Genomic DNA, 15247 nt, shown 5'->3' with positions numbered 1-15247 from the left:
TTATTTGTGCATTTTCACACAGTTTCTATTGCTATTTTTTGCTTCATATAAAGCTTTATCTACATTTTTTAAGCATATATTACTCTCTTCATTTGTACACTCAGCAACACCAAAACTTGAAGTTATTCTTATATTATCATAGAAGATATGTGTTTCTATGATTTTTCTAAGCTTTTCTGCTAAATTGTAAGCATTTATTCCATTTGTATTAGGAAGAATAAGTAGAAACTCTTCTCCTCCCCATCTACCAAAATGGTCTGTTTCTCTTATATTTTTACTAATTATATTTGCAAATTCTTGAAGTATTTTATCCCCATGTAGATGTCCATATCCATCATTTATTTTTTTGAAAAAATCTATATCAAGTAATATAATACTAAGGTCTTGACCATATCTTTTTTTTCTATTTATTTCTTCTTCAATTAATGAGTCTAGTTTAAATCTATTATAGATATTAGTAAGTTTATCTGTTTGTGAAAGTTTTTTTAATATTCTATTTGAGTTATAAATTGTATATATAATGATAATGGCAGATAATATTAACACTAAAGAGATTATTTGAATAAATAGTTTTGTGTTTAATTTTTCTTCTTTTATAACGGTTAACCATTTATCTAATACTTGTTCTTTATCTTCTTCTTTTACACTATTTATTGCTTTATTTAAAATACTTTGTAGAATATATTCATCATCTCTAATTGCAATTCTTGCATTCATCTCAATAGAAGTTTTACCTGTGATTTTCACATTTTCAATATTTTGTTTTTGGAGTATTTGTGCAATAGTAGGGAATAGTCCAATAAAAGCAAATATTTCTCCTTTACTTACTTTTCTTAAACCATCAAGAGCACTATTTACTTCAATCATATTAATATCTGGATATTTTCTTAAAATTAACTCTTTTGAAGCATGATCTCTTACAACAGCAATTTTTTTATCTTTTAGCTCATCTAATGAGTTGATAAATATTTCATTGTCTCTTGTAGCAATTACATTTGAAAAAGTATAATACTCTTTTGTAAAAATCAGATAATCATTTCTACTTGTAGTTTGTATAGCAAAAGGTAAGATATCACATAGTTTATTTTTTACAGCATTAAGAGAATCACTCCATGATTCTTTTCCTAATACTTCAAATTTTATTCCTGAATTTTTTGATAATACTTCAATATAATTTGCAATAATTCCTGTATATTCACCTTTTTTTGTTATAAATTCAAAAGGTGAGAAGTTAGGTGTTACACACATAGTAATAGCACCTTTAGTATTTAAATACTCAATTTCTTTTTTTGTGAATAGATAATCTTTACTTCTTTTTTTTGTTTCTTTAAATTTTTTAAACCATTTTTTATTTAAATCATCAATATCTTTTTTTGAAATTAATTTTTCTGCTTTTTGGATAATACTTTTTAAAATAAGATTCTCTTTATTGTATGCAAAATAAAAACCAAATTCATCATCATCTATATTTTTCATAGTCTTTAGGTTTGATAAAAAGTGTTTATTTATATTGTAGTCAAGAACAGACTTAAGTCCATAGGCTCCATCTGCTTTTCCTTGTGCTACAGCTTTCATCATAGATAAAGTATCTGCAGTAGGGTATATATTTATATGAGGATAATCTCTTTTTACTCTATCATAACTATGGTACCCTTCTACAAGTGCCATAGTTTCTCCTTCCATTTCTTTAAAAGTATGAACATCTTTATGTTCAATTCTAGTAAGCATGGCAAGGGGAGATGTTACAAAAGCTTTGTTTGAAAATAAAAATCTTTCTTCTCTCTTTTTTGATTTTAAAACATTTATCATTAAGTCTAATTCTTCATTTTCTAACATATTCATAAAATCATTCCATTTTCCAGGAACATACTCAATTTCTATAGCTAATTCATTTGCGATTAATTCTAAATAGTCAATTGCATATCCTGTTGGAACACCATTTTCATTAAAGTTGTAGGGAGGTAAACTAGCATCATTTTGTACTCTTAACACTTTTTTATTTTGAAGATAATTTAATTCTTGTTGAGTAAAGTTTATTGTGTTTTGAAAATAAACTATTAATGTAGCTATTTTTTTCCCTTGAATATTATGAATATCTTTTTTATATAACTCTTTTCTTTCATTAAAATCTTGAGGTAATTCTTTATCTTTTTCTAAAGTCATAATCTCATCATTTCTAAAAGAACTATAGATTACTTTATTGTTATTATTTATAATCTCAATTGCAGAAATTTTTTCATAATTTTCATAATAAACTTTAAATAGATTTGAAATATAAATATCTCTTTTAGCTGTATTGGTTTGAAAAAATAATTCTACTTGGTTGGCGAGAATATCGATATTTGACTTAATATTGTTTGATAGTTTTAAAGAAGTGTTTGCAATGACAAAATTAAATAAAATCATAGAAATAAAGATAATCTTCAAGATACTATTTTGCATAAATTTTCTTTCGTTTTTTTTAGAAGTATATAATAAAAAAAAGTAGATGTAAATTAATATTTTGAGATTAAGTTATAATATTCTGATTTTGTGTAGATTTTTAAATAAGACAAGATAGGACAAGATAATTTTCTTCAAATATTTTATACTACTTCTATTAAAAATAAAAGAGAAATGATGAATAAACAGATTTTGAAAGTATTACACTATATAGAGACTCATTTAGATGATGAACTTAGTATAAATACTTTGGCAAAAATTGCAGGATATTCTCCTTTTTATTTTTGTAAAATTTTTAAAGCAAGTGTTGGAGAGTCAGTAATGTCATATGCTTTAAGATTAAAAATAAACAAAGCCTCAACAAATATTATCAATACAAAAAACTCAATTATTGAGATTGCTTTTGATATAGGATTTGAAACCCCTAATGGTTTTAATAAAGCATTTAAAAAAGTTTTTAATATGACTCCCACAGAATATAGAAGTAAACATGTTGAATTACTATGTAAATATAAGGAGAATAGAATGAAACAACCAGAAATTAAGTATAGAGAAACAGTATATGTAATATATAATACAAAATATGGAGCTTATGAGAATAGTGTATGTACAGCTTGGGATGAATTAATTTGGAAACTTGATTCTCAAAATAGAATAAATATTCTAAGTAATAGTGAACTATTTGGTATTTGTTATAGTGATCCTGAAACAACACCTGAAAATGAGATACGATATGATGCCGCAATTTCTTGTAAAAAAGAAGAAGTTGATACTTTTATTGAGAAAGGGTTTTATGTTAAAAAAATAGAAGGTGGAAAGTTTGCTACTTTATCTTATTTTGGGAAGGATGAGACAAATAGAGTTTGGATGGATTTGTTCTCTTGGATAGTAGAAAATAATTTATCAAATCAATGTAAAAATATTCCACCTTTTGAAAAGTACTTAAATTGGTCTCCTGAAATTAGTGATGAAGAGATTATTAAAGAAATTTATATTCCTTTAGACTAGCTTTCTAAATAAACATTTGTAATAAATCTTTTAGAAATACAATCTTATATATCAAGATATATTGATATATAAAGATAATTTTGATAATATTCTAAAAATTTAGGAGCATTTTATGGATATTTTTTTAAAATCTGCATCTGCATTGAATGATGAGACAAGAGTTAAATTATTAAAATTTATAAATATTCATGGAAAATGTTGTGTATGTGATTTAGAGAATTCTTTTAAAATGATTCAATCAAGATTATCAAGGCATTTAAAAATATTAAAAGAAGCAGGTTTTTTAAGAGTAGATAGAGAAGGTCGTTGGGCTTATTACTCAGTTAGAATACCCCTTGATGAATTTAGACAAGCAAGTATAAAAGAAATTATGACTTTAGATATAGAATTACCAGATTTAAAAAAGGTTTGTTAGAAAATGACAGAAACATTATTTGTTTATGGAACACTAATGCCAAATTGTCCAAATGGTCATGTTTTAGAAAATATTGTAGGTAAATTTGTACCTGCGACAGTAAAAGGAAGATTAATTGATGCAGGTTGGTCTGCTTCAATGGGATACCCAGGTATTAGGCTTGATGCAGGGGATGATACTATTCATGGTTTTCTTTTTTACTCGTCAAATTTAATCAATCACTGGGACTATTTAGATGAATTTGAGGGTGAAGAATTTGAAAGAACACCTGTTATAGCAGAAAGGTATGACGAGTTAGATGTGGATACTTTTATTTATACTTTAAAACAAGAAGTATTAGATATGGAAGAGGACTCATAAGAGTACTCTTTTTTTTTAAAAATATATCAAGACATCTTGATATATTGAATTTAAATTAGGGAAAAAATATGATATTAGCAAGTTCAATTTTTTTGATTACTTTAATATTTGTTATTTGGCAACCAAAAGGTCTTCAAATAGGAACAACAGCTGTTCTTGGTGCAATAGTAGCTTTACTTGCTGGAGTTGTTAGTTTTGAGGATGTGTTAGTTGTAAGTGATATAGTTTGGGATGCAACTTTAGCTTTTATAGGAATAATAATTCTTTCGATGGTTTTAGATGAAATTGGTTTCTTTGAGTGGTGTGCTATTAAAATGGCAAAACTTTCAAGGGGAAATGGGCATTTAATGTTTGTATATGCCTTACTTCTTGGAAGTTTTGTTTCAGCACTTTTTGCAAATGATGGTGCAGCATTAATTCTAACACCAATTCTTTTAGCAAAAATGAGAATACTAAAATTAAATGCAAAAACAATTTTAGCCTTTTTACTTGCTGGTGGTTTTATTAGTGATTCTGCTTCTTTACCATTTGTTTTTTCAAATCTTACAAATATAGTTACAGCTAACTATTTTGATATAGGTTTCTTAGAGTATTTATCACGTATGTTTGTTCCATATGTTGTAAGTACAGTAGTTACTATCTCTTTTTTATGGGCTTTTTTACGGAAAGATATTCCAAGAGAAATTGATGTAAGTTTACTTAAAAATCCAGATGAAGTGTTAAAAAATAAAACTCTTTTTAAATTTTCATGGCTTTTTTTAATACTTTTATTAGTAGGTTATTTTATTGGTGATAACTATGACTTACCAGTTTCTGTATTTGCTTTAGGTGGTGGTTTGATTTTCTTAGCTATTGCAAGTTATACAAAAAGTGCAAGAGCTTGGCTTACTATTAAAACAGCACCTTGGCAAGTTGTATGGTTTAGTATTGGTCTTTATATTGTAGTTTATGGTTTAAAAAATGCAGGTCTTACTGATTATTTAGCATCTATTTTACAAGATTTAGTTCAAAGAGGTGATGTGATTGCTATTTTAGGAACAGGTTTTATATCGGCATTTTTAAGTGCAATTATGAATAATATGCCAACAGTTATGATTATGGATATTGCTTTAACTGATATTCCAAATGAGACATTAGCTTATGCAAATATTATTGGATGTAATTTAGGACCTAAGATGACACCATTTGGTTCTTTAGCAACTTTACTATGGCTTCATGTTTTATCACAAAAGGGTGTTAAAATTGGTTTTTGGCAATATAGTAAATTTGGTTTAATAGTAACTCCACCTATTTTATTTGTGGTGTTATTAACATTAGTATAGGGTAGTTTAGTTTTATATTATTTTGTTTGCACTAAGGCTTCATGGTGGGTACCCAGAAATCAAAGATTTCTACCCTTCCATTGCAGAATCGTTTAAACAAAATATATAAAACTCTAATCCAAAATGATTTACACTAGTTGTTAGAATGCTTCTGCAACCATTAGGTCAAAACTTTAGTTTTGGGTACCAATGGTGAAGCCCTAATGAAAACAACTAGTGTAAATTATTAATTAGGAGTTTTGATGAAAAAAGTATTAATTTTATGTACAGGAAATTCTTGTAGAAGTATTATCGCTGAAGCACTTATAAATGCAAAATTAGATGGTGTAAGTTCTGATTCATCTGGTGTAAAAGCAAGTGGAAGAGTTAATCCAAATGCACAAAAACTATTAGAGCAAAAAGGCATTTGGAAGGAGGAGTATCATTCAAAAACTATTGATAAAGTTTTAGACAATGAGTATGACTTAGTAGTAACTGTTTGTGATCATGCAAATGAAACTTGTCCAATGTTTCCTTATGCAACTAAAGTTATTCATATTGGTTTTGAAGATCCAGATGGAAAAGATTTTTCTGCATTTCTTAATACATATGAAGAGATTGAGACTGTGTTATTACCAAAAGTTAAAGAGACTTTAGGTTTATAAGATGTTTTTCTATTGGGAAAAGTTCGTAGACTTTTTAGTTTATGATTCATTAGGTCTTACAAAAGGTGAGCATTTAGCAGATGCACTTCATTTTTTTATTTATGATACAATTAAAATATTTATTCTTTTAGTGACTATTATCTATATAGTTAGTTTTTTAAGAAGTTATTTTCCTGTTGAAAAAATAAGAGATTATCTAAGTGGAAAACACAAACTAATAGGTCATGTCTTCGCTTCATTTTTTGGAATGTTAACTCCTTTTTGTTCTTGTAGTGCAATCCCACTTTTTTTAGGATTCTTACAAGCAAGAATTCCTCTTGGGGTAACTTTCTCATATTTAATTTCAGCACCACTTAGTGATGCGGTTGTTATTGCACTTTTGTTTTCTCTTTTTGGAGTTAAAATTACTCTTCTTTATATCGGTACAGTAATTCTTTTAGCAATAATAGCTGGACTTGTAATAGGAAGTTTAAATTTAGAAAAAGAGGTTTTAATAGAAGTAAAACCAGTTGCTTCTTGTTGTGGAAATGAAAATATACAGAGTCAAAGTTTACAAAATAGAGCAAAAGATGCTTGGGCTGCTAGTATGGATATCTTTAAAAAAATTTATATTTATGTAATAATAGGTATAGGAATTGGAGCGTTTATCCATGGATATGTTCCAGCTGAAACTATTGTGAAGTATGCAGGTGGAGATGCTTGGTGGGCTCCACTTATGGGTGTAATCATGGGAATACCTATGTATTCAAGTGCTGCTGGAATGTTACCTCTTATTGAAGTTCTTACTTCAAAGGGAATGTTACTTGGAACTGCTCTTTCATTTATGATGGCAGTTGTTGCACTTAGTCTTCCAGAAGCATTGATTTTAAAAAGAGTATTGTCAATGAAGCTTATTTCAATATTTTTTGGAACAGTAGGTGTGGCAATATTTATAGTTGGAGTTGTCTTTAACTCTATTTTATAAAGAACAACTCATTGTTCTCTTTAGAGTTTGCTACTTTAGTGGTTTTTTATAAACCGTGTTAAAAGTAGATATTATAAGAAGGAAAAATATGAAAATTGAAATTTTAGGTACAGGTTGTACAAAGTGTGAAGCATTACTTCAAAATGTAAAACAAGCAGTTGCAGATGAAAAAATATTTGCACAAATAGAAAAAGTAGATGACCCAATTAAAATTATGGAATACCAAGTTTTATCAACACCAGCATTAGTTGTAAATAAAGTTGTAAAAAGCAGTGGGAAACTACTAAATAAAGAAGAAGTAAAAGAGTTTTTAAAATAGTAATTGTAACTTTCACTCAAATTTAGATATAGTTTCAAAAAATTAAAAAGATTATATATTGAGTGAGAGTCGATTAGGGCAGATTTATGCCATTTTAGCATTTTTATTTTGGGGTGGAATAGCTCCTATCTATTTTAAACAAGTGGCAAATGTAGATGCTTTCGAAGTACTTATTTATAGGGTACTTTTTTCTTGTTTGACATTACTTCCTTTTTTTCTTTTTAGAAAAGAGTTACAAGCTTTAATTGTGGCAATTAAAGATTTTAGGACAATAAAATATCTCTTTTTCTCAACTTTTGTAATCTCTATAAACTGGTTAACTTTTATTTGGGCAATTGCAAATGATAGAATATTAGAAGCCTCTTTAGGATATTACATAAATCCTTTGGTAAATGTAGGCTTAGGTTTTTTAATTTTTAATGAAAGAATGACAAGAAATCAATATCTTGCAATTTTTATTGGATTACTTGCAGTTGCATATCAACTTTTTGCTTTAGGTTATTTACCTCTTGTATCTTTGATATTGGCTTTCTCTTTTGGTTTTTACGGAATGCTTAGAAAAAAGGTAAATGTAGGCTCTATTGTGGGGCTTTTTATTGAAGTTATCATCTTATTGCCTTTTGCTTTAGCTTATTTATTTTATCTATACCAATATGAAGTGGTAGCCTTTTTTGAATCAAGCTCTTTTTATACTTCTTTTATGCTTGCTCTTAGTGGGTTAGTTACCGTTATTCCTCTTTTACTTTTTAATGGAGCTACTACAAGAATGAAACTTACTACAATAGGCTTTTTCCAATATATAGGACCTACAGTAGCTTTTTTTGTGGCAATTTTTATTTATAAGGAAGAGTTTAACTTTGATAAACTAGTAACCTTTATACTTATTTGGATTGCTCTTTTTGTGTTCTCTTTAGGTACAATAAATAAATTAAGAAAAGGTGTAAATAGATAAGTAACCAAGTTGTTTCTTAATTTTTGTATTATCACAAAAAATAAAAGGAAATAAAATAGCTGATTTAAGGGTTATAAAGCTAGCATTTTTGTTAGTTGTTTTTTGTAATGTAGCAGTTGATATTTCCCATAAAATACTTTTACAAAATATAGCATTTAAAGTATTTGATGGAAGTGAACAAGTTGTTTGGGTTTCAATTATTAATCTTCTAATAATAGTTCCTTTTCTTCTTCTTTTTTCTATTAGTGGTTTTCTAAGTGATAAATTTCATAAAAAAAATATTCTAATTTATGGGGCTTTATCCTCTTTTTCTTTATCTGCTTTAATGCTAATTGCTTATTTTATAGGTTCTTTTTATTTTGCAATGTTTGTTCTTTTTTTACTTGCAATTCAAAGTGCCATATACTCTCCTGCAAAGTTTGGTATTATAATTGATATCTATGGGAAAAGTGAACTCTCAAAGGGAAATGCGAGTCTTCAAGCTATTTCAATTATCGCTATTTTAGTCTCAATGGCTACTTTTTCTTTCATTTTTGAAAACTTCTTTCAATTTAATAATTTGCATAATTTAAGCACTAAAGAACAGCTTTTAAAAGCTTTATTACCATTAGCTTTATATGTTTTACCAATTGCAATTTTAGAGATGTTTGTTTCATTTGCCGTTTTAAATAATATAAAAACAAAGGTAAAAAGAGATAAAACTTTAAAACTTGAGATGAAAGCTCTGTTTTGTGGAAAACTTTTTAAAGAAAATTTTAGTGATATTTTAAATAGAAAACTTATTTTGTTTTGTGTGTTAGGACTTGGATTATTTTGGGGAATTTCTCAAGGAATGATAGCCACTTTCCCTGCATATGCGAAGATGTATTTAGGGATAACAGATGTTTTTGTTATTAACCTGGTTATTGCTGCATCTGGTATTGGTATTGCTTTAGGAAGTTATGTTTACTCAAGATATTCAAAACATTATATAGAAGTAGGGACAATCCCTTTATCTGCTCTTGGTATGAGTATGATGATTTTCATCTCTACTTTAGTAGTTAACCCAAATGCTTTAGCTTTTACTTTTTTATTATTTGGTTTTTTTGGGGGTCTATTTATTGTTCCTTTGAATGCATTAATTCAGTTTAACTCTCCTAAAAGAAGATTAGGAACTATTTTAGCTGGAAATAATTGGTTTCACTCTTTATTTATGTTTGCTATTTTAGCTCTTACAACTTTAGTCTCTTTATATAATCTAAATCCACTTTATACAATTTATTTAATTCTTACTTTAATGTGCATAGGAAGTTTTTTTGTAGTGATTTCTCTTCCTCAATCAATGATTATTTTCTTTTTGAAGTGTTTAGTTGGTTTAAAATATAAACTTGAAATACAAGGGCTTAAGAATATTCCTTCTTCAAATGGAGCTTTACTTTTAGGAAATCATGTTTCATGGTTAGATTGGGCTGTTATTTATTTGGCAACACCAAGAGAGATAAAGTTTGTAATGGATAAGACAATCTATTCAAAATGGTATTTAAATTGGTTAATGAAATTTTTTAAAATTATTCCAATTAGTACTAAATCAAGTAAAGAGAGTATTAAACAAATTGCAAAAGAGCTTGATGCTGGAAATGTCATAGTTTTATTTCCAGAAGGAAGTATTACTAGAAATGGTCATCTTGGAGAGTTTAAAAAGGGTTTTGAAAAGATTTTAGAGAAGACAAATAGTGATATTCCCGTTGTTGCTTTTTATATTAGAGGTTTATGGCAAAGTATGTTTAGTAGAGCAAATGAAAAGTATAAAAAGTCTTATCGAACAAATACTATCACTATCTCTTTTTCAGAAGTAATTAAAAAACATAATGCAACGGCGATAAATATAAAAAATGAGATTAAGTTACTCTCTGCTAAGTCTTGGAAGAAACATATAGAAGAGCTAGACTCTATTCCTGAAGTTATTTTTGATAGATTAAAACAAGTAAAAAGAAATATAATATTTGCAGATTCTACAGGAGTTGAACTTTCTGGATATAAGTTTTTAACAGCTTCTATTTTATTTAAAAATCTTTTGAAGTATAGAATTAAAAATAAAAATATTGGATTACTTTTACCTTCTAGCTGTGCAGGTGCTTTTATAAATAATTCTATTTTAATGTTAGGAAAAACTGCTGTAAATTTAAATTTTACAGCTTCTGTTGACTCTTTAAAAGTAGCAGTAGATAATGCAGAAATTAAAACAATAGTCACTTCAAGAAAGTTTGTAAATAAGTTACAAGAGAAGGGCATAAAAATAAATGAAGTTCTAAGTATTTGCGATATTGTATATTTAGAAGATTTAAAAGAACTTATCACTAAATCTACAGGTTTAACTACTTTATTAAGTGTTATTTTTCTTCCAAGTTTTATTTTAAAAGCAATTCATATTAAAAAGGTTTCTAAAAAGCAGACAGCACTTATTATGTTTAGTAGTGGAAGTGAAGGAATTCCTAAAGGAGTAGAATTAACTCACAAAAATATTTTAGGAAATTCTCAACAAATAGCTTCTATTTTGAATGTAAATGATGATGATATTATTGTAGGTTCTTTACCTCTGTTTCATGCATTTGGAATAGTTGTAACAAATTTCTTACCATTAATTGAAGGAATTAAATGTGTTGCTCATCCTGACCCAACAGATGGTTATGAAATAGGAAAGCTTATTTCAAAATATAGAGCAACAGTAATGCTTGGAACATCAACTTTTTTTAGATTATATACAAAAAATAAGAAGTTAAAAAAACAGATGTTTGAATCTTTAAGATTAGTTGTTGCAGGTGCAGAAAAATTATCTTCTAAAGTTCGAGAAGAGTTTGAAGAAAAATTTGAAAAAGAGATTTTAGAAGGTTATGGGACAACTGAAACTACACCAGTTGCTTGTTGTAATCTTCCAAATATTAAAGTAAAAGGTGAAACACAAATAGGAAATAAAATTTCTAGTGTAGGTATGCCAATTCCTGGTACAAAAATTAAGATTGTAGACCCTGAAACCTTTGAAGAATTACCAGTAGAGAAAGCAGGAATGGTTCTTATTTCTGGGGTTCAAGTTATGAAAGGTTATCTAAAAAATAAAAAGAAAACAAAAGAAGCCTTAGTAAAACTTCAAGGGCGAAAATATTATATCACAGGGGATAAAGGTTACTTAGATAAAGATGGTTTTTTATTTTTAATTGATAGGTATTCAAGATTTGCTAAACTAGCTGGGGAGATGATAAGTATGGGAGAAGTTGAACAAAAAGTAGAAAAGCTTATTTCAAGGGATGACATAGAGTTTGTAGCTACTTCAAGACCTGATGAAAAAAAAGGGGAACAAATAGTTTTATTACTTTCTAATATAAGTGAAGAAGAAGTAGAAGAGTTAGAAAAAAGTATTAAAAAAGAGTTTGATAATAAGTTAATGATTCCTTCTTTATATAAAATAGTTGACGAGGTTCCTAAACTTGGTAGTGGAAAAATAGATTTTAAAAAAGCAAAAATGTTAGCAGCAGAGCAATAGATAAGATTTTATTTATCTTGTCTATTGCATAGGTGTTTTATTATCTCTTCTTGTTGTCCACAAAAGTTTCCATTTTTTTCAATTAAAAATAGATCTTTTGCCATCCCTTTTATTGAACTAAGTTTAGCAGTTTCTATCTCTATTCCAAATTCATCAAAGATATTAGCAATATAAGCAAAAAGACCTTTTTGGTCTTTTGCAGTTACTTGCATAGAGGCTAAATAAGTTGTGTGATTACAATTTATTTCAATACCTTTTTCTTCAATCTCTGGAATTAGAAGTTTAGTCTTTTTGCTCATATCAAAAGAGCTTTCAATAATCTGTTCAATATATGGAATATCCTCATCATCAACTTTTTCAGAAAAGTTTATTTCAAAGAATTTCTTTTCATCATATAGTTTGAAAATATTCATTGTAGAGATATTTAGAAACTCCAATTTACCTAATAAAAAACCTAAATTTAAGGGAATAGCTCTAATAATTTTTATTGATAAATGGTCTTTATTTATAATTTTATAAGTGAAATCTTTTACTTCATAAGCTCTTATTGCAATATCAATAATTTCATCAGATTTACATTTTAAAAACATTTGATTTGAAGAGATATAAGTGATTTTTTTCTTCATGATATTTGATAAGTCATTATACCTTGAAGATTGTTTTATTCTATTTTGTTTTGCAATTCTTCTTGCATTTTCACTTAATAATGAAGTATTATTAAATGCAGGCAAAGATTGTAAGTATAACTGCTTTAGAAGTGAAGCAGTTGAACTTTTATAAACAGATTCTCCCACAGCTGAGATATCTGCATAAGTTACCACATATAACATTTTAAGAGCTAATTGAGTTTGTAGTAAAGCAGTAAAAGCTAGAATAACTTTTTCAGAATAGATATCTTCACTTGAAGCAACTTTACTCATCATATTATGGTGTCTAATTAATAAAGAACCCAATTGAATATGCTCTTTTTCTAATTCAAAAGAGTTCATCATATTTTTAAAAAGTTTTTCTCCTGCAAGATGATGGTCTGTAATTCTTCCTTTTCCTACATCATGGAAAAGACAAACTAATCTAACAAGAGTCTTCTCTTTTGCATCAAAGGAATCAAAAATATTTTTTACATAATCATCTTTTATATTTGTTAATTTTTTTAAAGTTTTAATTGAATGAATATCAACTGGATGTTGATGATAACCATCAAATTGTGGTTGATTTATGATTTTTTTAGTTACAGGAAGTACTGTTTGAAACAATCTTGCATTATATAAAAGTTTGATTATTGGATAAAGATTACTTTTATAAAGTAGTTGTTTGATTGTCTTTTTTAACTCTTTTGTTTGTTTATTTGGCAACTTAGTTCTACTTGCATACTCCACATATGATCTATCAAAGTGTTTAACCTCTCTTGGTAAAGAGATTAACTCTTTTAGAAGATTGTTTAGAGTTTTTGGTTTTGCATTAAAAGAAGTATAAAGTTTATTTTCATAAATATATAGATTCTGCTTTAATCTATATTCCCTTAATCTTGAAATATTTTTAGGGTCAAATAAAACCTTTCTAGTAAACTTTTTTACCATAATTGTAGAGAAGAAGTGAACATTATGAAGAGATTCCACAAGTTTTGCCATACATTGTCTATCTTTATTTAATCTAGGTTTATTTTTAAAGCCTAATTTTGTACTTAGTTCAGGAAGAATATCAAAATTTACAATATCTAATTTCTTTTTTGAAATACTATGTAAATAGTTTCTTACTCTAAAGATAAATTCTAAAGAGCTTCGATATCTTTTATACTCTTCTTCTGAAAACTCTTTTCCCATAAGTTGTTTTATATCACTTACTCCATAAGCAATAGTTGCCATCCAGAAAATCATATTTGATTCTCTCATCCCTCCATACCCATCTTTAATATTAGGTTCCATTTTTAGAGGATATTTTAATAATCTTTTTTTATGCTCATCAAGTTTGTCTAATACAAACTCTTTTTGATTTGTTTTTCTAATTTTCTTTAAAATATTTTGATAACCATACCAAAGATGTTTTGAACCATAAATCATTCTTGATTCTAAGATTGAAGATTTAATAGTAATATCTTCTTGTACAGAAAATTCAATATCCTTTACTTCATGAACCCTTGAACCTAGTTTTAAACCACAATCCCAAGCTAAAGTTACAAGCTCTTCCATAATGGCTTTTAGGTTATAACCTTTTATATCTTCATAAAGAATCATTAAATCAACATCTGAGTAGATACATAATTGTTCTCTTCCATAACTTCCTAAGGCAATTAATGTAATGGGAATTGAGGTACTCATTGGCTGATAATCACCAAAATGTTTTCGTAAGATATATTTGTATAAAAGGATAATAAATTTATCAGTATGTTTTGTATGTTTTACGAAAAAGTCTTTTCCACCAGTCGTTTCAAGAACTTCATCTATTGAGTTTACATAAGACTTAAAGTAAGTTCTAAATACTTTAGAAATCTCAAAGTCTTCAGCCCCTTTAGTAATTAGTTCTTCAATCTCAATATTTAATTCAGTCATCTAAAAAACCTTTATGTATATCAAGTTTTTTTCTAAGAGTAATTCTATTTAAACCTAAATGTTTAGCCATTTGAACTTGTGACTTATATCTCTTTTTTGCTGCTTTTAATAGAGGTACTTCAAATAAATATGAAAAATCTTTATATGAATTCTCACCTTTTAAATTTGCAAACATATAGTTTTCCATAAACATTAAAATCTCATCTTCTCCAATTGTTTCAAAGAGATATGAAAAGTAGATAGACTTTCTAAGGCTATGGGCATTATTTGATAAGTTTATCATAAGTTTTGATGGAAGGATTGGTTCTAAATCTAAAGTGCTACTAGCTTCTTTAGAGAATTTGGAGATAAGAAGTTTTACATCTTCTTCTCTCTCTTTTAAAGGGGGAAGTTCTATTGTAATTGAAAAAAGATCATTTAGCTTTGAGTTTAATTCAGATTTTAAGCTAGTGGCTATGATTCTAATATTGTTATGATTTATCCAATTAACTACTAAATCAATATTTGTAAGATTTTCTATCTTATCTATAATTATTGATTCATTTTGAATAGAAATTAGATTATCACTAATATCTTGCTGTAGATTTTTTGCTTTATATATCTTTACATTTGGTAAGATGTATTTTGCTAATGACTTTTTTCCTACACCTGTCTCTCCCATAATAAGTGCATTAATTTCAACACTTTGTAAAAGTTGAGCTGAGTTTAGTATCTCTTTTGAGTTTTTAGATTTTGCAATATATTCTTCCATCTTTTAG

General features: G+C 27.4%; 12 protein-coding genes. 9 read left to right on the top strand and 3 right to left on the bottom strand.

Annotated elements, in window-relative coordinates; genetic code table 11:
- Window positions 1-2442: a transporter substrate-binding domain-containing diguanylate cyclase gene (locus tag ABIV_RS12240; RefSeq protein WP_114840162.1), complete on the bottom strand. Its 2442-nt coding sequence runs from the start codon at window positions 2440-2442 to the stop codon at window positions 1-3.
- A gap of 177 nt (window positions 2443-2619) precedes the next feature.
- On the opposite strand from ABIV_RS12240, the gene ABIV_RS12235 reads away from it, so the two are divergent.
- The 9 genes from ABIV_RS12235 (at window position 2620) to ABIV_RS12195 (ending at window position 11943) form a co-directional block, all read left to right on the top strand.
- Entirely contained in the window at window positions 2620-3450 is an 831-nt protein-coding gene (locus ABIV_RS12235; RefSeq protein WP_162918018.1) for an AraC family transcriptional regulator, read from the top strand.
- 112 nt (window positions 3451-3562) lie between these two features.
- Window positions 3563-3865, top strand: a complete 303-nt coding sequence (locus ABIV_RS12230; protein ID WP_114840160.1) for an ArsR/SmtB family transcription factor — start codon at window positions 3563-3565, stop codon at window positions 3863-3865.
- 3 nt (window positions 3866-3868) lie between these two features.
- On the top strand, window positions 3869-4225 hold the full coding sequence (locus ABIV_RS12225) for a gamma-glutamylcyclotransferase family protein (protein WP_114840159.1): 357 nt from the start codon (window positions 3869-3871) through the stop codon (window positions 4223-4225).
- 68 nt (window positions 4226-4293) lie between these two features.
- Window positions 4294-5547, top strand: a complete 1254-nt coding sequence (locus tag ABIV_RS12220) for an arsenic transporter (protein ID WP_114840158.1) — start codon at window positions 4294-4296, stop codon at window positions 5545-5547.
- A gap of 242 nt (window positions 5548-5789) precedes the next feature.
- Window positions 5790-6191 (top strand): arsenate reductase ArsC, encoded by a 402-nt coding sequence (locus ABIV_RS12215; RefSeq protein ID WP_205526930.1) that lies wholly within the window; start codon window positions 5790-5792, stop codon window positions 6189-6191.
- Window position 6192: 1 nt separating this feature from the next.
- Window positions 6193-7155 (top strand): permease, encoded by a 963-nt coding sequence (locus ABIV_RS12210; RefSeq protein ID WP_114840156.1) that lies wholly within the window; start codon window positions 6193-6195, stop codon window positions 7153-7155.
- Between the two features lie 88 nt (window positions 7156-7243).
- Window positions 7244-7474: a thioredoxin family protein gene (locus ABIV_RS12205; protein WP_114840155.1), complete on the top strand. Its 231-nt coding sequence runs from the start codon at window positions 7244-7246 to the stop codon at window positions 7472-7474.
- A 58-nt stretch (window positions 7475-7532) separates the two neighbouring features.
- Window positions 7533-8426: an EamA family transporter RarD gene (gene rarD, locus ABIV_RS12200; RefSeq protein WP_114840154.1), complete on the top strand. Its 894-nt coding sequence runs from the start codon at window positions 7533-7535 to the stop codon at window positions 8424-8426.
- 19 nt (window positions 8427-8445) lie between these two features.
- Window positions 8446-11943 carry an acyl-[ACP]--phospholipid O-acyltransferase gene (locus tag ABIV_RS12195; RefSeq protein WP_420093563.1) on the top strand — a complete coding sequence of 1166 codons (3498 nt, stop codon included), beginning with the start codon at window positions 8446-8448 and terminating at the stop codon, window positions 11941-11943.
- 8 nt (window positions 11944-11951) lie between these two features.
- Here ABIV_RS12195 and ABIV_RS12190 read toward each other — a convergent pair whose 3' ends face one another.
- Together ABIV_RS12190 and ABIV_RS12185 are read right to left on the bottom strand one after the other, a co-directional pair.
- Complete coding sequence (locus ABIV_RS12190; protein ID WP_114840152.1) at window positions 11952-14489, bottom strand: [protein-PII] uridylyltransferase family protein; 2538 nt, start codon at window positions 14487-14489, stop codon at window positions 11952-11954.
- Complete coding sequence (locus ABIV_RS12185) at window positions 14482-15240, bottom strand: sigma 54-interacting transcriptional regulator (protein ID WP_114840151.1); 759 nt, start codon at window positions 15238-15240, stop codon at window positions 14482-14484. Before ABIV_RS12185 ends, ABIV_RS12190 begins: the two co-directional genes overlap by 8 nt.
- Window positions 15241-15247 lie beyond the last annotated feature (7 nt).

Source organism: Halarcobacter bivalviorum (assembly GCF_003346815.1).
GTDB classification, from domain to species: domain Bacteria; phylum Campylobacterota; class Campylobacteria; order Campylobacterales; family Arcobacteraceae; genus Halarcobacter; species Halarcobacter bivalviorum.
This window is presented reverse-complemented; position numbering and strand designations above follow the sequence as displayed.